Annotated in this window: 18 protein-coding genes; 5 read left to right on the top strand and 13 right to left on the bottom strand. The window is 71.9% G+C overall.

Annotation, left to right across the window (positions count from 1 at the left end; translation table 11 throughout):
• Window positions 1-110 precede the first annotated feature (110 nt).
• Window positions 111-698, bottom strand: a complete 588-nt coding sequence (locus J2X68_RS10805; protein ID WP_028807228.1) for a sigma-70 family RNA polymerase sigma factor — start codon at window positions 696-698, stop codon at window positions 111-113.
• Between the two features lie 460 nt (window positions 699-1,158).
• Window positions 1,159-1,770: a response regulator transcription factor gene (locus tag J2X68_RS10800; protein WP_003948568.1), complete on the bottom strand. Its 612-nt coding sequence runs from the start codon at window positions 1,768-1,770 to the stop codon at window positions 1,159-1,161.
• 379 nt (window positions 1,771-2,149) lie between these two features.
• Between J2X68_RS10800 and J2X68_RS10795 the strand changes: the two genes are divergently transcribed.
• Entirely contained in the window at window positions 2,150-2,479 is a 330-nt protein-coding gene (locus J2X68_RS10795) for a WhiB family transcriptional regulator (RefSeq protein ID WP_310432235.1), read from the top strand.
• Window positions 2,480-2,718: 239 nt separating this feature from the next.
• Here the strand turns inward: J2X68_RS10795 and J2X68_RS10790 are convergent, their stop codons facing one another.
• Entirely contained in the window at window positions 2,719-3,654 is a 936-nt protein-coding gene (locus J2X68_RS10790; RefSeq protein ID WP_310432234.1) for a LysR family transcriptional regulator, read from the bottom strand.
• 80 nt (window positions 3,655-3,734) lie between these two features.
• On the opposite strand from J2X68_RS10790, the gene J2X68_RS10785 reads away from it, so the two are divergent.
• From J2X68_RS10785 to J2X68_RS10775, 3 genes are all read left to right on the top strand, one after another.
• Entirely contained in the window at window positions 3,735-4,421 is a 687-nt protein-coding gene (locus J2X68_RS10785; RefSeq protein ID WP_310432233.1) for an MOSC domain-containing protein, read from the top strand.
• A 372-nt stretch (window positions 4,422-4,793) separates the two neighbouring features.
• Complete coding sequence (locus J2X68_RS10780) at window positions 4,794-5,567, top strand: SDR family oxidoreductase (protein WP_310432232.1); 774 nt, start codon at window positions 4,794-4,796, stop codon at window positions 5,565-5,567.
• Window positions 5,568-5,656: 89 nt separating this feature from the next.
• Complete coding sequence (locus J2X68_RS10775) at window positions 5,657-6,364, top strand: ester cyclase (RefSeq protein WP_310432231.1); 708 nt, start codon at window positions 5,657-5,659, stop codon at window positions 6,362-6,364.
• Window positions 6,365-6,610: 246 nt separating this feature from the next.
• Here J2X68_RS10775 and groL read toward each other — a convergent pair whose 3' ends face one another.
• From groL to J2X68_RS10755, 4 genes are all read right to left on the bottom strand, one after another.
• Window positions 6,611-8,236, bottom strand: a complete 1,626-nt coding sequence (groL, locus tag J2X68_RS10770; protein ID WP_020132157.1) for a chaperonin GroEL — start codon at window positions 8,234-8,236, stop codon at window positions 6,611-6,613.
• Between the two features lie 111 nt (window positions 8,237-8,347).
• Window positions 8,348-8,656, bottom strand: a complete 309-nt coding sequence (gene groES / locus J2X68_RS10765; protein WP_240110632.1) for a co-chaperone GroES — start codon at window positions 8,654-8,656, stop codon at window positions 8,348-8,350.
• A gap of 380 nt (window positions 8,657-9,036) precedes the next feature.
• Window positions 9,037-9,837 carry a polysaccharide deacetylase family protein gene (locus J2X68_RS10760; RefSeq protein WP_310432230.1) on the bottom strand — a complete coding sequence of 267 codons (801 nt, stop codon included), beginning with the start codon at window positions 9,835-9,837 and terminating at the stop codon, window positions 9,037-9,039.
• An 11-nt stretch (window positions 9,838-9,848) separates the two neighbouring features.
• The gene (locus J2X68_RS10755) at window positions 9,849-10,838 is read right to left on the bottom strand and encodes a polysaccharide deacetylase family protein (RefSeq protein WP_399039681.1); all 990 of its coding nucleotides are present in this window, start codon (window positions 10,836-10,838) and stop codon (window positions 9,849-9,851) included.
• A 142-nt stretch (window positions 10,839-10,980) separates the two neighbouring features.
• On the opposite strand from J2X68_RS10755, the gene J2X68_RS10750 reads away from it, so the two are divergent.
• A complete protein-coding gene (locus J2X68_RS10750) occupies window positions 10,981-12,177 on the top strand; it encodes a THUMP-like domain-containing protein (RefSeq protein WP_310432229.1) in 1,197 nt (398 codons plus the stop codon).
• Here the strand turns inward: J2X68_RS10750 and J2X68_RS10745 are convergent.
• The 6 genes from J2X68_RS10745 to J2X68_RS10720 all read right to left on the bottom strand — a co-directional run bounded on the left by J2X68_RS10745 (window position 12,155) and on the right by J2X68_RS10720 (window position 20,119).
• Entirely contained in the window at window positions 12,155-14,206 is a 2,052-nt protein-coding gene (locus J2X68_RS10745) for a cell wall-binding repeat-containing protein (protein WP_310432228.1), read from the bottom strand. The genes J2X68_RS10750 and J2X68_RS10745 overlap by 23 nt on opposite strands.
• A 278-nt stretch (window positions 14,207-14,484) precedes the next feature.
• The gene (locus tag J2X68_RS10740; RefSeq protein WP_399039678.1) at window positions 14,485-15,822 is read right to left on the bottom strand and encodes an RNA polymerase sigma factor; all 1,338 of its coding nucleotides are present in this window, start codon (window positions 15,820-15,822) and stop codon (window positions 14,485-14,487) included.
• 45 nt (window positions 15,823-15,867) lie between these two features.
• Window positions 15,868-16,224, bottom strand: a complete 357-nt coding sequence (locus tag J2X68_RS10735; protein ID WP_310432227.1) for a YciI family protein — start codon at window positions 16,222-16,224, stop codon at window positions 15,868-15,870.
• A gap of 171 nt (window positions 16,225-16,395) precedes the next feature.
• Window positions 16,396-17,448 carry an LCP family protein gene (locus J2X68_RS10730; protein WP_310432226.1) on the bottom strand — a complete coding sequence of 351 codons (1,053 nt, stop codon included), beginning with the start codon at window positions 17,446-17,448 and terminating at the stop codon, window positions 16,396-16,398.
• Between the two features lie 165 nt (window positions 17,449-17,613).
• A complete protein-coding gene (locus tag J2X68_RS10725) occupies window positions 17,614-18,957 on the bottom strand; it encodes an endo-1,4-beta-xylanase (protein WP_310432225.1) in 1,344 nt (447 codons plus the stop codon).
• Window positions 18,958-19,039: 82 nt separating this feature from the next.
• On the bottom strand, window positions 19,040-20,119 hold the full coding sequence (locus J2X68_RS10720) for a LacI family DNA-binding transcriptional regulator (protein WP_310432224.1): 1,080 nt from the start codon (window positions 20,117-20,119) through the stop codon (window positions 19,040-19,042).
• Between the last annotated feature and the right edge of the window lie 100 nt (window positions 20,120-20,219).

Raw genomic sequence — 20,219 nt, 5'->3', positions numbered from 1 at the left:
GCACCTCCCGAATTCCACGGCCGGACGTGACTCCGGGCTTCGTATGTTCGTACGGAAAGGCTCGGCGACCCGTTCAGAGACGCCTGTTCCGAAGGGACCCCTGCGGACGGCTACTGCTCGGCGAGCGCCCGCAGTCTGCTCAGCGCCCGGTGCTGGGCCACGCGGACCGCACCGGGTGACATTCCCAACATCTGGCCGGTCTCCTCGGCGGTGAGGCCCACCGCGATGCGCAGCAGGAGCAGCTCCCGCTGGTTCTCGGGCAGGTTGGCCATGAGCTTCTTGGCCCATTCGGCGTCGCTGCTGAGCAGGGCGCGCTCCTCAGGACCGAGGGAGTCGTCCGGCCGCTCGGGCATCTCGTCGGACGGGACCGCCGTCGAGCCGGGATGGCGCATCGCGGCACGCTGGAGGTCGGCGACCTTGTGCGCGGCGATGGCGAAGACGAAGGCCTCGAAGGGCCTGCCGGTGTCCCGGTAGCGGGGCAGGGCGAGGAGAACCGCGACGCAGACCTCCTGGGCGAGGTCCTCCACGAAGTGGCGCGCGTCGCCGGGCAGCCGGGACAGCCGGGTGCGGCAGTAGCGCAGCGCCAGGGGGTGGACATGAGCCAGCAGGTCGTGCGTGGCCTGCTCGTCGCCGTCCACGGCGCGATGGACGAGCGATCCGATCGTCCCCACGGCAGTGACCGCCTCGTCATCGCGCATCGGTCCATGGTGCACTGCGGCCGGACCGGCCGCGGCACCGTGCCCGTCGTTGTGCACCGAAGCGTTATGAGCAGGTGCGCCGGAACTCATCCCCTGCGCCCTCCCCTCCCGCTCGACCGACTCGTCCCCGAGGAACTCCACACCTCAAGGATGCGGCATCCGCGGCGAAACGAGCAGCGGGCACCCTGCGGGAGCCTGTTCCGCTCCCGTCCGCCGTGCGGTGGGAGGGGTCCTCGTCCGACCTCCGCACCGCGTCTGAGCAGGGAGGTTCACCCATGACCCCGCTCTCCTCACTGAATGACGGATGTCACCCGAAGCCGGTCGGATCCACCGGACGGCCGGAGCCGGACCCGCCCCGGACCGACCCGGACCCGCCCCGCTCCGGGCCGCTCCGGGCCCGTACGCGCACGCGACGGGAACAGACAGGCAGACGGCGGGGACGGGAGCGCGGGAACGGGGCCTAACGGACCAGTCCCCACCGGAAGCCGAGCGCCACCGCGTGTGCGCGGTCCGAGGCGCCGAGCTTCTTGAAGAGCCGGCGGGCGTGCGTCTTGACGGTGTCCTCGGAGAGGAACAGCTCACGGCCGATCTCCGCGTTGGAGCGGCCGTGGCTCATGCCCTCGAGGACCTGGATCTCACGCGCGGTGAGCGTGGGCGCCGCGCCCATCTCGGCCGACCGCAGCCGGCGCGGGGCGAGCCGCCAGGTCGGGTCGGCGAGCGCCTGCGTGACCGTCGCCCGCAGTTCCGCGCGCGAGGCGTCCTTGTGCAGATAGCCGCGGGCGCCGGCGGCCACCGCGAGGGCGACGCCGTCGAGGTCCTCGGCGACGGTGAGCATGATGATGCGTGCTCCGGGGTCGGCGGACAGAAGCCGCCGCACGGTCTCGACGCCGCCCAGGCCGGGCATGCGTACGTCCATCAGAATCAGGTCCGAGCGGTCGGCACCCCAGCGGCGGAGGACTTCCTCGCCGTTGGCCGCCGTCGTCACGCGCTCGACGCCGGGCACGGTCGCGACCGCGCGGCGGAGCGCCTCTCGGGCAAGCGGGGAGTCGTCGCAGACGAGGACGGATGTCATGGCCGCCCTCCGCAGCTGATGCGCGTCACCTTGTGCCTCCAGGCTGTTACGAATCGTCACCTGTGCGGTCGACCGTCTCGGACGCCTGCCCGAGCGTTTGTGTTTTCAACCGCCACCGCACTCTCAACGACGGTCACTCGAAAGAGTTACGGGGCTGCATGCATTCTTCGGCACTCTACGTGAGGGGGCGGATACAGAGGAGGCAACCACACGGACCCTCAAGCTTTCATCACAAGCGATGCCCCATTCGGCCCTATTTCTTCCCTTTTACTGGTGTCTGAGGCTAGATTCGCAATGAGTCATATTTTCATCTCCTTAGATCGTAGTTGTACGGTCGTGGGCACCGTATCCGCTCTGAACGGCTACAAGGGGTCACGCAATGGCAGATTTCTCCCGCCTTCCCGGACCGAACGCGGACCTGTGGGACTGGCAGCTCCTGGCTGCCTGCCGCGGGGTGGACAGTTCGCTCTTCTTCCATCCGGAGGGTGAGCGCGGGGCGGCTCGGAGCGCTCGAGAGAACTCGGCCAAGGAGGTCTGCATGAGGTGCCCGGTCCGCGCGCAGTGCGCGGCGCACGCGCTGGCGGTACGCGAGCCGTACGGCGTGTGGGGCGGATTGACCGAGGACGAGCGCGAGGAGCTGATGGGCCGGGCGCGCAATCGCCTGGTCACAGCGTCGTCGGGCGCGAGAGACGCTTCCTCGAACACATGAAGGAACGTTTCTGCAAAGCGCCGTGAGCAGCGGTACCGAAAACGGCGGGCACACGTGTGTGCCCGCCGTTTTCGGCTGCTGTGCCCTGCGTTCTCGGCTGCTGTGTGCCGACGCCGGCCGTCATGCCTGGCGCCGCCTCGGTCGCCGTGGCCGTTGTCGCTCCGGCTGCCGTGTCCCGTCGCTCCGGTCGCCGTCGCCGTTGCCGCGCCGGCCGCCGTGTCCGTCGTTCGCGGCGGCGGTCAGCCGAGGTGGGCCGCCGCCCGTGCCAGTTGCTCCAGCGTGGCCGACACCGCCGGCACCTGGGCCAGGTCGGGCAGGGTGAGCGCGACGATCTCCCGCCGCACCGCCGGTTCCAGGGTCACCGCGCGGGCGCCACGGGGCCGGACGGACTCGATCGCGAGCTGGGGCAGCACGGCGACGCCGAGCCCGGCGCCCACCAGGCCGACCACCGCCGGATAGTCGTCGGTCGCGAAGTCGATGCGGGGCGTGAAGCCGGCGCTCTCGCACACCTGGACCAGCTGGCCGCGGCAGCGCGGACAGCCGGCGATCCAGGGCTCGGCGGCGAGGTCCCCGATGGCGACGGAACCCGAGGGCCCGGTACGCGCCAGGCGGTGCCGTTCGGGCACGAGGGCGACGAGCCGGTCCGTCAGCAGCGGCCGTACGACCAGGTCGTCCCATTCGCCTTCACCGGCCTGCTCGGCGTCGCCGGCGCCCGTCGCGCGTTCGTAGCGGAAGGCGAGGGCGATGTCGCAGTCGCCCTCGCGGAGCAGCTCGACCGACTTCGGCGGCTCGGCCTCCTCCAGGGAGACCCGGGTGCCGGGGTGGGCGGCGCGCAGGGCGGCGAGGGCGGTGGGGACGAGGGTGGAGCTGCCGCTGGGGAAGGACACCAGACGGACCCGGCCCGCGCGCAGCCCGGCGATGGCGGCGACCTCCTCCTCGGCGGCGGTCAGTCCGGACAGGATGCCCGCCGCGTGCCGGACGAGGGCCTCGCCCGCCTGGGTCAGGCGCATCTCGCGGCCGGTGCGGATCAGCAGGGGTGTGCCGACGGACGCCTCCAGCGCCTTCATCTGCTGGCTGACGGCCGGCTGGGTGCAGCCCAGTTCGCGTCCGGCCGCCGAGAAGGAGCCGGTGGCGGCCACGGCACGCAGCACGCGGAGATGACGGGCCTCGATCATCCATCGAGCATAAGGGAGCCTTGGGCCGCGCCGCGAATAATGCGTCGACACTTTGACCTCCGGGCTCGTACCGTGCCGCCATGAGGCTTCTGTCTGTCAATCTGGGCCGCCCGAAGGCCGTCCCGTACACCGACCAGCCGCAGGGCCTGACCGGGATCGACAAGCGGCCGGTCGAGGGGCCCGTGCGGGTCTCCGCGCCCGGGCCCAAGGGGGTCGGGGCGAGCGGGCTGGCCGGGGACACCGTGTGCCATCTGCGCCACCACGGCGGCGACGACCAGGCGGTGTACGCCGTCGCCCGCGAGGACCTCGACGACTGGGAACGCGAACTGGGGCGCACGCTGGCCAACGGCGCCTTCGGCGAGAACCTCACCACCACGGGTCTCGACGTCTCCGGCGCGAGGATCGGCGAGCGCTGGCAGATCGGCCCCGAGGTGGTGCTGGAGGTGACCGCCGGGCGGATACCGTGCCGCACCTTCCAGGGCCATCTGGGCGAGAAGCGGTGGGTGCGGCGCTTCACCGAGAAGGCGGCCACGGGCGCGTATCTGCGGGTCGTCGTGCCGGGCGAGATCTGCGCGGGCGATCCGGTGCGGATCGTCCACCAGCCGGAGCACGAGGTGACGGCCAGGATGCAGTTCCAGGCCGCCACCACGCACCGGGAACTGCTGCCCCGGCTGCTCGCGGCGGGCGAGGCGCTGCACCCGGAGTCACTGGCGGCGGCCCGCGAGTACGTGGCGAAGCACGGGGACGGGTCCGGGTCCGGGGAGTAGCCCTGGTTCCGGGGGGCCGTCCGACGTCGGGGACCGTTCGGGGACGGGAGGAGCCGGGGACTGGTTCGACGGACGCCGCCACGGACCGGGCCGGCGGCGCCGCGTCTCGCCCGTCGGACAGGTCCGGGAAAGGTCAGGGCACAGGTTCGGGGACGGATCCGGAAGGGACCGGGGACGGAATCGGGAACAGGCTCGGGGACGGATCCGGGGCAAGTCCGGGGAGGATTCCGGGTGCTGAGCAGGCATCAGTCAGGGGCGTATCGCGGGGCGGGGCGCGGCACGGCGTGCGCGGGCGTGCGCACGGAGTCTTCATCTTCGGGAGGCCGCGTGCAGGGAACGGACGCCCCTGGTCCGGGTCACTAATCTTCTGCCATGACAACGGCTCTGATTACGGGTTCGACCGCGGGCATCGGTGCCGCGTTCGCGCGCAGACTGGCGGCGGACGGGCATGATCTCGTCCTCGTCGCACGGGACACCAAGCGTCTGCGCGAGCAGGCGACCGAGTTGCACGACCGGCACGGCATCGAGGCGGAGGTGCTGACGGCCGACCTCGCCACGGACGCGGGCATCGAAACGGTGGCCGCCCGGCTCGCTGATCGCAAGAACCCCGTCGACCTGCTGATCAACAACGCCGGCTTCGGCAACAAGGGCCGTTACCTCGACGTCTCGATGGCCGACGAGCTGAAGATGCTCAAGGTGCACTGCGAGGCGGTGCTGCGGCTGACGTCCGCGGCGACGGCGGCGATGCGCGAGCGCGGGCGCGGGGGTGTCGTCAACGTGGCCTCGGTGGCGGCCTTCGTGCCGCGGGGGACGTACGGGGCGTCCAAGGCGTGGGTCGTGCAGTTCACCCAGGGCGCGGCCAAGGACCTGGCGGGCAGCGGGGTCCGGCTGATGGCGCTGTGCCCGGGGTTCGTGCGCACCGAGTTCCACGAGCGGGCCGGGATGGGTACGGACAACATCCCGGGCTGGATGTGGCTGGATGCGGACAAGCTGGTCGCGGCGGCGCTGCACGACCTGGCGCGCGGGAAGTCGCTGTCGATCCCCGACCCTCGTTACAAGGCGCTGATGGGCCTGGTGAAGGTGACGCCGCGCGCGCTGCTGGGCGGGATCAGCTCGCGGACGGGCCGGAAGTACGGGCCCCGGTAGCGGCCCGGGCGGTGGACGGGTGACGTCGGCGCTCCGGTGGGAAGATGGGCGTGACGGAGACCGGACCCAGGGGGGCCGGAGGCGGCGTCATGACGTTCGTACAACTCATCGACTGCAGGACCGACCGGTTCGACGAGATGGACCGGCTGATGGACACCTGGGTCGAGCAGACCAGGGGCAAGCGGACGGCGACGCACGCGGTGGTCGGCAAGGACCGCTCGGACGCGTCGCACTTCATCGAGATCGTGGAGTTCCCTTCGTACGAGGAGGCGATGCGGAACTCGAACCTGCCCGAGACCGACAAGGTCTTCCGGGAGCTGGTGGCCCTGTGCGAGGAGATGCCGACCTTCACGGATCTCGACGTCGTACGGGACGAGCAGTTGTACGCCGGGACGGCGCGGCGGTTCTTCGAGGCGATCGGCGCCCGGGGGATGCTGCCGCCGCTCGACGGACTGCTGGCCGAGGACTATCACGATCACGATCCCGCCAACGAGCAGGACACCATGGGGATGGACGCGATGCGCCGCGAGGTCGAGATGTGGCGGGGCGGGTTCGACTTCGCCTTCTCCCTCGAGGACCAGATCGAGCAGGGTGACCGGGTGTGCAACCGGTGGACCTGGAGCGGCACCCACAAGGGCGACTTCATGGGGCTCCCGGCCACCGGGCGGCAGGTCACCATGACCGGCACGACCGTGTTCCGGTGCCGGGAGGACGGGAAGATCGCCGAGGCCTGGTGGCAGTACGACCGGCTGGGGCTGATGGAACAGCTGGGAGCCCTGGACGCGCTGGAGGGCTGACTCCGGGTCCGGACCGACCGCTCGCGAAGGGACCGGCGAAGGGACCGGCGAAGGGAGAAGACCCCGTTCCGCAACGGAACGGGGTCTTCTTCGGGCACTCCGGGCCGCAGACTCGTCCTGCCGGAGGCCGGCGCTTCCCTGGTGCGTCGAGGCCCGGCGCCCCTTGGGTGGGGTGCCGGGCCTCGGTCGTGCTTGCGGCCTGGGTCAGTGGCTACCGAACCGGGCCGGGTTCACCAACGCGTCGCGTCAGTGGGAGTGGCCGTGGCTGTGGCCCGCGGCGGCCGGCTCTTCCTCTTCCTTCTTCTCGACGACCAGGGTCTCGGTCGTCAGGAGGAGGGAGGCGATGGAGGCGGCGTTCTCCAGGGCGGAGCGGGTGACCTTGACCGGGTCGATGACGCCGGCCTTGACCAGGTCGCCGTACTCGCCGGTCGCGGCGTTGAAGCCCTGGCCCTTGTCGAGCTCGGCGACCTTGGAGGTGATGACGTAGCCCTCGAGGCCCGCGTTCTCGGCGATCCAGCGCAGCGGCTCGACGACGGCGCGGCGGACGACGGCCACACCGGTCGCCTCGTCGCCGGTCTTGCCGAGGCCACCCTCGAGCACCTTCGCGGCGTGGACGAGCGCGGAGCCACCGCCGGAGACGATGCCCTCCTCGACCGCGGCGCGGGTGGCGGAGATGGCGTCCTCGAGGCGGTGCTTCTTCTCCTTCAGCTCCACCTCGGTGGCGGCGCCGACCTTGATCACGCACACGCCGCCGGCCAGCTTCGCGAGGCGCTCCTGGAGCTTCTCGCGGTCCCAGTCGGAGTCCGTGTTCTCGATCTCGGCCTTGATCTGGCCGACGCGGCCCTGGACCTCGGCGGAGTCGCCGGCGCCGTCGACGACCGTGGTGTCGTCCTTGGTGACGGTGACGCGGCGGGCGGAGCCGAGCACGTCGACGCCGACCTGGTCGAGCTTGAGGCCGACCTCTTCGGAGATGACGGTGGCGCCGGTGAGGACGGCCAGGTCCTGCAGCATCGCCTTGCGACGGTCACCGAAGCCGGGGGCCTTCACGGCGACCGCGTTGAAGGTGCCGCGGATCTTGTTCACGACCAGGGTCGACAGGGCCTCGCCCTCGAGGTCCTCGGCGATGATCAGCAGCGGGCGGGAGGAGTTGGTCTGGATGACCTTCTCCAGCAGCGGCAGCAGGTCGGCGATGGAGGAGATCTTGCCCTGGTTGATGAGGATGTAGGGGTCCTCGAGGACGGCCTCCATGCGCTCCTGGTCCGTCACGAAGTACGGCGACAGGTAACCCTTGTCGAAGGCCATGCCCTCGGTGAAGTCCAGCTCCAGACCGAAGGTGTTGGACTCCTCGACGGTGATGACACCGTCCTTGCCGACCTTGTCCATCGCCTCGGCGATGAGCTCGCCGACCTGCTGGTCCTGGGCGGACAGCGCGGCGACGGCGGCGATGTCGGACTTCTCGTCGATCGGGCGGGCGGTGGCCAGCAGATCGTCGGAGATGGCCTTGACGGCGGCGTCGATGCCCTTCTTCAGGGCGGCCGGGGAGGCACCCGCGGCGACGTTCTTCAGACCCTCGCGGACGAGCGCCTGGGCCAGCACGGTGGCGGTGGTCGTACCGTCACCCGCGATGTCGTTGGTCTTGGTCGCCACCTCCTTCACCAGCTGGGCGCCGAGGTTCTCGTACGGGTCGTCGAGCTCGACCTCGCGGGCGATCGTGACACCGTCGTTGGTGATGGTGGGGGCGCCGAACTTCTTGTCGATGACGACGTTGCGGCCCTTGGGGCCGATCGTCACCTTGACCGTGTCGGCAAGCTTGTTGACGCCGCGCTCGAGGGCGCGACGGGCGTCCTCGTCGAACTTCAGGATCTTCGCCATGGGAGCGGTTCAGCCCTCTCGGAAAACGTGGGAGAAACGAACTGCGCCCCCAGCTCCCGGCTTCACAAAGACGCGGGGCCAGGAGCGCAGTTCACTGCAAAACTGGGTGAATTACTTCTCGATGATCGCGAGCACGTCGCGAGCCGAGAGGACGAGGTACTCCTCGCCGCTGTACTTCACCTCGGTGCCGCCGTACTTGCTGTACAGGACTACGTCGCCGACCTTGACGTCGAGCGGCAGGCGCTCGCCGTTCTCGAAGCGACCCGGGCCCACGGCGAGGACGGCGCCCTCCTGGGGCTTCTCCTTCGCGGTGTCCGGGATGACCAGGCCAGAGGCGGTGGTCTGCTCGGCGTCGAGCGGCTGGACCACAATGCGGTCCTCGAGCGGCTTGATGGCAACCTTGGAGCTGGTGGTCGTCACGATCCGACCTCCCCCTTCGGAGATCTCACGGGGCTAACTGTCTGAGGTGGCGACCAGGTGGATCCGTCGTCGCGGGTGCCGGACCTGCCCGTCGCGTGTTGGCACTCTCCAGGGGGGAGTGCCAGCACTGAGACTATGACCGTGATTAGCACTCGGTCAAGCGGAGTGCCAATGACCGCGGCGCGTCGGCCGGTTTTCGGCGGTCGCGAGCGGCCCCGGCCGCCCGGCGCCGGCGCGGACCGTGCCCGGGGCGCCGCCGCCCCCGGCGCCCCGCTTCGGCCGGCGACGGACCGCGTCCCCGCTCGCCGGACGGGCGGGCGGGAAGGCGGTCGCGGCCGGGCGGGTTGCCGGGCGGCCGCCCGCCCGGGCCGCCAGACCTCTCAGACGTAGTCCTCCAGGCGGCCCACCGTCAGGCCCTGCTCCTGTACCCGCCGTAGCAGGTGCGTCGTCCGTTCGCGCAGGCCCGGGCCCGTCGACTCGTCCGGGGCCACGGCGATGACGTCGCCCGGGCGGAGGCGGTGGGGGCCGTGGGCGTAGGTGAGGCCGGCGGGGCCCATCGAGGCGCGCCAGAGGACCACGGCCGCGATGCCGCAGTCGGCGGCGGCGCGTCGGGTGGTGGTGTCGTAGGCGCCGTAGGGCGGGCGGAAGAGCCGGGGGCGCAGGCCGAAGCGGGAGCGGAGCTTGTCCTGCTGGCCGCAGATCTCGGCGCGCTGGCCTGCGTAGGGCAGGCCGCGCAGGGCCGGATGGTCCAGGGTGTGGTTCTGGATGTCCGCGCCGACGGACCGCAGGCGGGCGAAGTGGGCGTAGCCCGGGCCCACCACGGTGTCCGTGAGGAACATGCTCACCGGGAGACGCAGCTCGCGGACCATGTCGACGAAGCGGGGATCGCGCTCGGCGCCGTCGTCGTAGGTCAGGAAGACGACCCGGTCGGTCGTCGGGACGTGGTCGACGACCGGCGGGAGGGCCGCTCCCGGACTGCCCGCCAGGGTGCGGGCGGGGTGGCGCGGCGCGGGGGCCAGCGGGGCCGTCAGACCCCAGTGGCGGTAGGTGTCCCGGCCGCGCGCGTCGTGCGGGCCGACCCGGGCGGCGGCCTTCTTGCCGAGCCGCTCGATCGGGTCGACGGACTGGGCGCAGCCCGCCAGCGCGACCAGGGTCGTCAGGATCAGCAGGGCGGTCGGCATCCCCCGTGTCCTCACAGGTAGTCCTCCAGCCGTGCCACCGCGTACCCCTTCGCCGTGACCTTGTCCAGGAACCGGCGGATCATGTCGGGCATCGTGCCCTTCCAGTCGCCGCGCCCGCGGAAGTGGCTCAGGACGATGTCGCCGGGGTGCAGGTCCTGGTCCCACTCGCGGTACTCCCAGTGGTCGACGAAGACCTCCTCGGCCCAGAGCGGGGCGTAGCGCACGCCGCAGGTCTTCGCGGCGCGCAGGGTGTCCCGGTCGTAGTTGCCGAAGGGCGGCCGGAAGAGGGCGGGCCGCTTGCCGTAGCGCTTCTCGATCACGTCCTGCATGCCGCAGATCTCGCGTTTCTGGCGGCCGTAGGACAGGGCGGGCAGGTAGGGGTGGTGCAGGGTGTGGTTGTTCAGTCCCACGCCCCGGTCCTGCATCTTCTTGAAGTAGCCGTAGTCGTCCTTGACCAGGTAGTCGCTGAGGAAGGCGGTGTACGGGATCTTCAGCTCGCTCATCATCCGCAGGAACGCCGGGTCCTTCTCGGCGCCGTCGTCGATGGTGAGGAAGACGACCCGGTTCCCGGTCGGGATCGTGGTGAAGACCGGCGGGAGACCGAGTTCCTCGTGGTCGTCGACCTCGAAGCCCTTGCGGGTGGTGATCTCCGGCTTCTCCGCGGGCGGCGCCGGGGGTGTCAGCGGGACCTTCTTCAGACCCCAGCGCCTCGCCGCGGCGACCCGGGCCCGGTGCGCGGCGCGGAGCCGGTCGGCGTACGAGTAGAGGGCGCGGGCGGGCGCCGCCGCGGGGGGCGGCGCCGCCTTCCCGGGCTGCTGGCCCGCCGCGGGGCGGGCGGCGCGGCCGGCGCCCTCGTCGCCTCCCGCGCAGCCCGAGGCGACGGCGGCCAGCGCGAGGACGGCGATCAGACTCCGGACGCCCGCGGGCCGGTGGCCGGATCCGCGCCGACGCGGCACCCGAGAACAGCCGTGCTTGTCATCATTTTGTACGACAGGTCCCATGGCGCCGGATCCTCGCAGCCGCCCGCCCCGGAACCCGGACCGACACCGCCGCCGGGGACGCACCATCCACCGACTGGCCCACAGGAACCGGTGACGTGCGGGCGGTGACCGCCGCGGCGGGCGGCTGGCCGACAATGAGGTGGTGAACGACCTCGCTCCCCTCCTCACCGCCGAGGGCCGTGCCCTCCTCGACCTGGTGCGTGGCACCGCTCCCGCCGACGAGCTCGCCGTCGCCACCCGGCTGCGCCGCGAGCACCCCGCCGCTCTGGTGTCCGCCGCGCTCGGCCAGGCCCGGCTGCGGCAGCGGGCGGCGGCGAAGTTCGGGGCCGAGGACGCGGAACGCATGTTCTTCACGCCGAACGGCGTGGAGCAGTCGACGCGGGCGAGTGTCGCCGGATACCGGGCCGAGCGGATGAAGGCGCTCGGCGTGACGTCGGTCGCCGACCTGTGCTGCGGGATCGGCGGCGACGCGATCGCGCTCGCCCGGGCCGGGATCCGGGTGCTGGCCGTGGACCGGGACCCGGTCACGGCGGAGGTGGCGCGGGCGAACGCCGACGCGCTGGGACTGAGCGGGCTGATCGAGGTACGCGAGGCGGACGTCACCGAGGTGGACACCGGCGGCTACGACGCCGTGTTCGTCGATCCGGCGCGCCGCGGAGGCCGCGGGCGCATCTTCGATCCCGAGGCGTACTCGCCGCCCCTGTCGTGGGCGGTCGGCGCCGCCCTCGCGGCCCCGCGCGCCGCTCTGAAGATCGCGCCCGGCGTGCCGCACGAGGCGATCCCGGCCGAGGCCGAGGCCGAGTGGATCTCGGACGGCGGGGACGTGAAGGAGGCGGTGCTGTGGTTCGGCACCGAGCCGGGGGCCGTGCGGGCCACCCTGCTCCCGGGGCCGCGGACCCTGCTGGGCGCCGGGCTGCCCGATCCGGACGTCCGGCCGGTCGGGCGGTATCTGTACGAGCCCGACGGCGCCGTCGTCCGGGCCCATCTGGTCGCCGACGTGGCCCGGGAGCTCGACGGCGGACTGATCGACGAGACCATCGCCTACGTCACCGCCGACGCCCTGCGCCCCACCCCGTACGCCACGGCGTACGAGATCACCGACCGGCTCCCCTTCAACGTCAAGAAGCTGAAGGCGCTGCTGCGGGAGCGGGGCGTCGGGATCCTGACCGTGAAGAAGCGGGGGTCGGCGGTGGAGCCGGAGGAGCTGCGCAGGAAGGTGCTGAGCAAGGGGCAGGGGCCGCACTCGGCGACCGTGTTCCTGACGCGGGTGGCGGGGGCGCCGACGATGCTCGTCGGGGCCCCCGCCGGACCGGCCGTTACTGCCGGTGGAGCGTCTTGAGCGGTGCCAGGTTCGGCTGGGCGCCGACCCGGCCCGGGCGCTGCACGGCGGCGTCCGGGGCCTCGCCCGCGGTGCGCGCGGCGAGAGCGCTCGTCAACGTGCTCGACGGGATGATGCCGTTGAAGTACGGGTGGTACTCGACGTAGGCGCTGCCCGGGCCCATGGTGGCGCCCACGGTGTCCAGCGCGGCCGGGGAGATCGAGCTGTTGACGCCGAAGGCGGCCGTGAAGTGGACGCTGGCCGTCTCACGCTGGAAGTAGCTGGTGAGCTCGGCCGACGGGGCGGCGGCGCTGGTGGTCCACAGGAGCGGCCCGAAGACGTTCATCGCCGACGCCGCCGAGACGCCGTCGCGCCAGGAGCCGGAGTAGGCGAGGCCGGTCTGGCTCGGCGCGGACCACCAGAACAGGGCGATGGCCACCGAGAGCGACGGGTCCGTGGTGCCCGAGATCGGGTAGTACGAGTACGTCGACGGCCAGCGCGAGAAGCTGGAGTGGGTCAGCGCGTACTTCGCCGCCGAACCGACCGTGATGATCATGGTCTTGTCGGGGTTCAGGCTGTTCAGGTACGACTGCACCGACGCGGTCAGCTTGGTGCCGTTGGTGAGCACGACACCGCCGGCGCTGGCGGCGCCGTCCGAGCCGGCCGCGGCCGCCGCGGAGAGAGCGGCGCGGTACTCGGTGCCGCCGGCCAGGAAGACGTACTTGGGGGCGGAGCTGATGGTCCTGCTCACCATCACCGAGGTCGCGTAACGGTCCGCGCCGGTCAGCCGCACGGGGACGTAGCCGAGCGCCTTCACCTGGTTGAGGACGTTGTTGTCGAGGACGGACGTGCTGCCGACCAGGTACACGGGCTTGCCGGGCTTCAGCATCCGCTTCAGCTCGTTCTTCGTCGTCGAGGACAGCCCGGTCTTCTGGGTCATCAGCACCGGGCCCTCCTTCCGGCCGGCCAGGGCGGGCGCGGTGACGGCGTAGGCCGGGTCGTCCTGGTTGACCAGGACCGCGGACTTGGCGTCCATCAGGCCGGGCACGTTCCCGCCGACGGTGTTCCACGTCCAGCGGGAGGAGGCGGTGGCGGTGAGGTAGGCGTTGGCGCCCCAGATCCGCGCGGTGCTGTTCTTGCGCAGGGGCTGCCAGCTCGGGTTCCCGACACGGCTGCTCTGCGACGCGTCGGTGACCGGGGTCAGCTCGCCGGTCGCCGTGTCGACGTACTCGACGGTGTGCACGTCGTCGCTGTTCGGCGAGGTGTGGGCGTCGAAGATGATCCGCTTGCCGGTGGGCGACCAGGACGGGGCGGCGTACCGGCGCGGGCCGGTGGTGAGCTGCTTGACGTCGGTGCCGTCGGCGTTCGCCGTGAAGATCTGCGGGTTGCCGTCGGCGTCCTTGCGGACGAACGCCAGCTTGGTGCCGTCCGGCGACCAGGCGGGCTGCTCGGCGTCGGCCACGGCGAGCTTGACCGTGTTCGCGGCGCCGTCGAAGACGTACACGGCGGCAGCGGCGTTGCAGCTGCCCGCACGGCGCTCGAAGGCGACCAGGCCGTTCACGTTCACGCTCGGCTCGGAGTCGCAGACGGTGGCGGGTTCCAGGCTCGCCGGCATCAGCGGGCCGGGCGCCCACGAGGCGTCGGAGGGTCCGTAGGCGAGCTGGCCGCCGCTGGCGAAGACGACGAAGCGGCCGCCGTTCCAGAAGGTCAGGTCCTCGTACGGGGCGCTGGAGCGCAGACCCTGCGCCCACGGCAGGGTGATCTTCTTGGTGCCGTTGGGCAGCACGCTGGAGATCTGGCCGGACACGCTGAGCACCCGGCTTCCGTCCGGCGCCCAGGTGGCGTAGCTCCCCACGTTGGGGATGGTGGCGGTCTGGCCGGTGACCGGGTCGACGAGCAACCCGCCGTCGTTGAGGATCTTGCCCTCGGTGCCCGGCCAGGGCCCCGCGTCGTCGGCGGCGGCGCCGGGTACGGCGGCCAGGGTGCCCGCGGCGGCGAGCGCCGCCACGGTGGCGAGCGCCGCGGCACGGCGGCGCGTGAACAGTCTCAAGTTGTCGACCCCCGGGGATCACATGTCGTCGGAGCCGCGCGTGGGCCGGGTCGGGTCGGCGCCGTCCCCCGTCGCCGTTCCCCCTCGGCCGCACAGTAGTTTCACAGCGGCCGGATCACTGTAAATCGCTCCCGCCACAAAGGGAACGCGTTTACTGACTACAAACGTTCGAAATTGCCGCGCCTTCAGGCGACGCCCCGGCAGCGCTTGCGCACACGGGTCCCAGGGGGTGCGGGACAGGGCCCTGAGCACGCGGGCGTGCCGGACCCGGGGGCGGCTCAGCCATGGCGGCACTCGTCGGCCCGCGCCCGCAGCAGCTCCCGTTCCCGCTCGTTGCCCGTCATCGCCGCCGCCCGTTCGAACTCGGCCGCCGCCTCCGCCGTCCGGCCCAGCCGCAGCAGCAGATCGCCGCGGACGCTGGGCAGCAGGTGGTAGTCGCGCAGGGCGCGCTCGGCGACGAGACGATCGACGATCTCCAGCGCGGGCCCCGGGCCGTCCGCCATCGACACGGCGACCGCGCGGTTGAGCTCGACGACCGGGGACGGGGCACGGGCGGCCAGCAGTGCGTAGAGGGTGGCGATGGCCCGCCAGTCGGTGTCCTCGTAGGTGTGGGCGTGGGCGTGGCAGGCGGCCACCGCGGCCTGGAGCGCGTACGGCCCGGGGGCGCCCGTGGAGACGGCGCCCGCCCGGTCGAGGGCCGCGATGCCACGGGCCACGAGCATGCGGTTCCAGCGGCGCCGGTCCTGGTCCTTGAGGAGGACGGGCCTGCCGTCGGGAGCGGTGCGGGCGGCCGTGCGGGACGCCTGGAACTCCAGCAGCGAGACCAGGCCGTGGACCTCGGGCTCCTTCGGCATCAGGGCCGCGAGCTGCCGGGCCAGCCGCAGCGCGTCCTCGCACAGTGCGGGGCGCAGCCAGTCGTCGCCCGCGGTGGCCGCGTACCCCTCGTTGAAGATGAGGTAGATGACGTCGAGGACGGAGCCGAGCCGGGCCTCGCGGTCGGGTCCGTACGGCACCTCGAAGGCGATGTTCCTGGTGGCCAGGGTCTTCTTGGCGCGGACGATGCGCTGGGCGACGGTCGGTTCCGGGACCAGGAAGGCGCGGGCGATCTCGGGTGTGCTCAGGCCGCCGAGCAGCCGCAGGGTGAGGGCGATGCGGGCCTCGGCGGACAGCACCGGGTGGCAGGCGGTGAAGACGAGCCGGAGCAGGTCGTCGTCGATGGCGTCGGGGTCGGCGGGCTCCTCCGGCGGAACCGCCGGGTCCAGGCCGCGGCCGATCTCCTGGAGCTTGCGGGCGTAGTTCTCCCGGCGGCGGACGAGGTCGACGGCGCGGTGCCGGGCGGTGGCCGTGAGCCAGGCGCCGGGGTTGTCCGGCACACCGTCGCGCGGCCACTGTTCCAGGGCGGCGACCAGGGCGTCCTGCGCCAGCTCCTCCGCGATGCCGACGTCCCGCACGACCCGGGCGACGGCGGCGATGACACGGGGCGACTCGAGGCGGAAGACGGTCTCGATGGCGGCACGGGGATCCGCGGCCCCACGGGGGTCCGGGGAGGTGCGCGGGTCCGAGGGGGTGCGCGGGTCCGAGGGGGTGCGCGGGTCCGAGGCGGGCTGTTGTTCCACAGCCCACCATCGAACACCCCGGCGGTCGTTCAGGCCAAGGACGGATCAGCCTTCCGCGATCTCGCGCACCTCACAGGTCACCGTCCAGTGCTCCTCGTGCACCTTCAGGAACCGCTTCGTCCACTCGACGGCCTCGGCCATGTCCTTGCACTGCATGAGCGCGTAGCCGCCGACGACCTCCTTGGACTCGGTGAAGGGCCCGTCGGTGAGGGAGATCTTCCCGCCCTCCCAGTGCACGCGGACGCCCTGCCCGGACGGTGTGAGCCCGGCGGTGTCGAGCATGACGCCGGCCTTGGTGACCTCCTCGATCAGTTCGCCCATCCGCTGCATCAGCTCGGGGCTGGGGCCCTCGGCGGGGGCGGTGGCCTCGTCGATCTTCACGAGCGACAGGTAGCGGGGCATGGTGACTCCTCGGGTGCGGCGGGCCGGGTCCTTCCCGGCCTCTCACCCCTGCGTCGAACGGCGCGCCACCGGATCGACACCCCCACCCGACTTTTCCCGGAGAATTTTCCGGCCGGTGTCCGCTCCGACGTCCGCGCGGGCGTTTCCGCAGACGTTTCCGCGGATGCCGGTTCACCTCAGCGACGCCCACAGCCGACTCGCCGCCGGCTCCTGCGCCACCACCCGGTTGGGGTCGGAGGGTGCCGTCACGACGGGCATGGTCACCGTCTTGAGGCGGTCGGACGACAGACCCTGCAGGCTCCGGGCGAGCTCGGTCAGCTCGGCGAGGGAGTCGAGGCCGGTGTCCGTGGTGAGGCTGCCGGTGACCGCGTCGGCGACCTTGTACAGGCGGGCGGGGCTGGTCAGCAGGTCGGTCGAGGCGATCTGCGCCAGCAGGGCCTTCACCAGCGTCTGCTGGAGCCCTATGCGGCCGAGGTCGCTGCCGTCGCCGATGCCGTGCCGGGTGCGGGCCAGGGCGAGCGCCCGGGTGCCGTCCAGATGGTGGGTGCCGGCCGCGAGATGCAGATGGCTGCTGTCGTCGTCGATGTCCTCGCCGGTGGTGACGGTGACCCCGCCGAGCGCGTCCACCAGCTTCGCGAAGCCCGAGAAGTCGACCTCGATGTAGTGGTCCATGCGGACGTCGGTGATCGACTCGACCGTCTTGACGGCGCAGACGGGACCGCCGACCGAGTAGGCGGTGTTGAACATCGCGCCGTACGCCACCGCCGTCGAGCCGCCGCCGGCCAGCGGGCAGGCGGGGCGGGTGACGAGGGTGTCGCGCGGGATGCTGACGACGGTGGCCGCCGTCCGGCCCGCGTCGATGTGCACGACCATCGCGGTGTCGGAACGCGCACCGGAGCTGTCGCCGCCGCCGAGCGCCCGGTTCTCCTCGCCGCTGCGCGAGTCCGAGCCCAGCACCAGGATGTTCACGGCCTCGGTGGGCAGCGGCGAGGCGGACGCCGAGCCGGACGGGGCCGGGGTCGCTACCGCCTTCGCGGGGCGGTTGTCGCCGAGCGCGTTGTCGATGTCCACGCTCTTGATGTTGTCGTCGAGGCGCCAGTAGACCCAGCCCGCCGTCCCGATGCCCAGCACCAGGGCGGCGGCCAGGGTGAGACCGGCGGCCTTCAGTCCCGACCGCCGGCCCGGCCGTCTGCCCGCGTCGCCCTGCTCCTCGTGTCGCGTCACGCACAGGAACGTAAGTCCGAATTATGAGCGGACTGTTAGGACGGCAGCCTCACGACGAACTTCTTGTGAAAATCTCACGATCCGCCGCCCTGACCGGCCGTCAGGCCTGCGTCACCGCCCGTCCCGCGAGACCGTCGCCGCGAGACCGTCGGTTCGGCGGCACGGTCAGCCCAGTGTCACCGTCGGCACCGGATTGCTGCCGCTCCAGTTCGCGTTGAACCCGAAGCTCACCGAACCACCGTCCGGAACCGACCCGTTGTACGAGGCGTTCACGCACGTCACGGCCGCCCCGGACTGGGTGCAGCCGGCGTTCCAGGCCTGGGTGATCTGCTGGCCCGCGCCGTACGTCCAGGTCACCTTCCAGGAGGACAGCGCGGCGCCCGAGCAGGAGATCGTCACGTTCCCGGTGAACCCGGTGTTCCACTGACTGCCCACGCTGTACGCCGCCGTGCACGCGCCGGCCGGCGGAGGCGTCGTCGTGCCGCCCAGCGCCTCCGCGATGCCGTAATACGCCGGTTTCGGCGCGTAGTTCGCGTCGTACGGCGTCGCCGCCCCCTGTCCCGGGAAGGTGCTCTCCACCCAGGAGTCGGAGTCGGTGAAGCCCCACACGGTGAGGTTCACGCAGCGCGCGACCGCGACACAGGCCGCGGTGACGGCCTTGTAGTCGGCCTTCTGCTGGGCCAGCTCGGCGCTGTCCGACGGGAGCGTCATCCGGATGTCCAGCTCGGTGATGGACACGTCGACGCCGAGGTCCGCGAAGCGCTGGATGTTCTGCTGGAACGTGGACGGGACCTGACCGAGGACGAGGTGGGCCTGCAGGCCGACCCCGTCGATCGGGACTCCCCGTTCCTTGAGCGACTTGACGAGGTTGTAGAGGGCGGTCGACTTCGCGTTGACGCCTTCCACGTTGTAGTCGTTGATGTACAGCTCGGCGGCCGGGTCGGCGGCCCGCGCCCAGGTCAGGGCGTTGGCGATGTAGTCCGCGCCGAGGCCGTCGTACCAGAGGGTCGAGCGGTAGGTGCCGTCCTCGTCGAAGGGCTCGTTGACGACGTCCCAGGCGGCGATCTTTCCCTGGTAGCGGCCCACCTCGGTATTGATGTGGTTCTGGAGCAGGGTGCTCAGCTGGGCGGACGTCCAGGTGCCGTTGGTGAGCCAGCCGGGGTTCTGGCTGTGCCAGACCAGGGTGTGGCCGCGCACCTGCTGGTCGTGGGCCTGTGCGAAGGCCACGATCCGGTCGGCCTCCGCCCAGTCGAAGGAGCCCTGGGCCGGCTCCACCGAGCCCCACTTCATGGCGTTGCCGGGGGTCAGCGAGCCGAACTGCGTCCCGGCGATGTCGCCGTAGGTCCCGGTGAGCTTGGAGCCGGTGACCGCCGTGCCGACGACCTTCCCCTTGGCCGCGCCGAGTTCGCGCAGCGGGGTGTCGGCGGCGTGCGCGGCGGGCGGCGTGAGCAGCAGCGCGAGGCCGGTCACGAGGGACGCCAGGGACAAGCCTGTTCTCAGAGATCTCATGCGGGTAGCCTCCGAAAGTTTCGGTTGAACAACCGACTGGCTTCGGAGGAGTGTGGGGGCGCCCGCCACACCCGTCAATACGTCAACTTCCGGCCACACGCGCCTCCTGGGCCGGCGGCGCCCCGGTGCTCGTCCGCACGACCAGACTCGTCGCCAGCTCCACCCGGGTCGCCGTCGGCGCCTCCCGGGACGCCGAGCGCGCCAGCTCCAGCACCAGCCGGGCCGCCGCCTCGGCCATCTCCGTGAGCGGCTGCCGCACGGTCGTCAGCGGCGGGCCCACCCAGCGGGCCACCGGCAGATCGTCGAAGCCGACCACGCTCACGTCCTCCGGGATGCGCAGCCCCAGCTCACGGCCGGCCTCGTAGCAGCCGAGCGCCTGGAGGTCGTTGCCCGCGAAGACGGCGGTGGGCCGGTCGGGGCGGTCGAGCAGCTCGCGGCCCAGCCGGTAGCCGGTCTCGTGGTGGAAGTCGCCGGTCTTGATCAGCCGCGGGTCGACCGGCAGCCCGGCCGTCTCCAGCGCGGCCCGGTAGCCGTCGATCCGGGCGCGGCTGCACATCATCTGCGGCGGGCCGCTGATCGCCCCGATCCGCCGGTGCCCCAGCTCGACCAGGTGCCGGGTGGCGGCGAGGCCCCCCTGCCAGTTGGTGGCTCCGATGGACGGCACGTCGGCGCCCGGGTCGCCGGCCGGGTCCATCACCACGAACGGGATGGACCGGCTGGTCAGCAGCGCCCGCTGGGACTCGTCGAGCCCGGACAGGACCAGCACGACACCGTGCGGGCGGCGGGCCGCGACCTGGTCGGCCCAGGTCCGGCCGGGCGTGAGCCGTCCGGCGCTCTCGCTCAGCACGACGCTCAGCCCCGCGTCCCGCGCCACGTTCTCCACGCCCCGGATGACCTCCATCGCCCAGGCGCTCTCCAACTCGTGGAAGACCAGGTCGATCAGAGGGGAGCGGGCCGCCTCGGCGCGGCGGCGGCGGTAGCCGTGGGCGCGCAGCAGTTCCTCGACGCGCGTGCGGGTCGTCGGGGCGACGTCGGCGCGGCCGTTGAGGACCTTCGAAACAGTCGGTGCCGATACGCCGGCCTCGCGGGCGATCTCCGCGAGCGTCGCGGTCTGCGTCGCCCGCGCTTCTGTCCGCGTTTCCGCGGGCTCCGAGGGTGTCATGGCGGCGATCGTATCGCCACGCGACCTCTTGACGAACCTAGGGCGACGCCATAGGTTCCCGGAACATTCGAAGTACAGCTCGAAACATTCGTACGACTCG

Origin of the sequence: Streptomyces sp. 3330 (assembly GCF_031456635.1) — a bacterium.
Taxonomy (GTDB): Bacteria; Actinomycetota; Actinomycetes; order Streptomycetales; family Streptomycetaceae; genus Streptomyces.
Note: the sequence above shows the minus strand (reverse complement) of the source record. Positions and strands in the feature narration are given on the sequence as shown.

Coding starts and splice junctions, on each gene's coding strand:
- J2X68_RS10805 (WP_028807228.1), bottom strand. CDS start 698: ATGCGCGATGACGAGGCGGTCACTGCCGTGGGGACGATCGGATCGCTC.
- J2X68_RS10800 (WP_003948568.1), bottom strand. CDS start 1,770: ATGACATCCGTCCTCGTCTGCGACGACTCCCCGCTTGCCCGAGAGGCG.
- J2X68_RS10795 (WP_310432235.1), top strand. CDS start 2,150: ATGGCAGATTTCTCCCGCCTTCCCGGACCGAACGCGGACCTGTGGGAC.
- J2X68_RS10790 (WP_310432234.1), bottom strand. CDS start 3,654: ATGATCGAGGCCCGTCATCTCCGCGTGCTGCGTGCCGTGGCCGCCACC.
- J2X68_RS10785 (WP_310432233.1), top strand. CDS start 3,735: ATGAGGCTTCTGTCTGTCAATCTGGGCCGCCCGAAGGCCGTCCCGTAC.
- J2X68_RS10780 (WP_310432232.1), top strand. CDS start 4,794: ATGACAACGGCTCTGATTACGGGTTCGACCGCGGGCATCGGTGCCGCG.
- J2X68_RS10775 (WP_310432231.1), top strand. CDS start 5,657: ATGACGTTCGTACAACTCATCGACTGCAGGACCGACCGGTTCGACGAG.
- groL (WP_020132157.1), bottom strand. CDS start 8,236: ATGGCGAAGATCCTGAAGTTCGACGAGGACGCCCGTCGCGCCCTCGAG.
- J2X68_RS10760 (WP_310432230.1), bottom strand. CDS start 9,837: ATGCCGACCGCCCTGCTGATCCTGACGACCCTGGTCGCGCTGGCGGGC.
- J2X68_RS10755 (WP_399039681.1), bottom strand. CDS start 10,838: ATGGGACCTGTCGTACAAAATGATGACAAGCACGGCTGTTCTCGGGTG.
- J2X68_RS10735 (WP_310432227.1), bottom strand. CDS start 16,224: ATGCCCCGCTACCTGTCGCTCGTGAAGATCGACGAGGCCACCGCCCCC.
- J2X68_RS10725 (WP_310432225.1), bottom strand. CDS start 18,957: ATGAGATCTCTGAGAACAGGCTTGTCCCTGGCGTCCCTCGTGACCGGC.
- J2X68_RS10720 (WP_310432224.1), bottom strand. CDS start 20,119: ATGACACCCTCGGAGCCCGCGGAAACGCGGACAGAAGCGCGGGCGACG.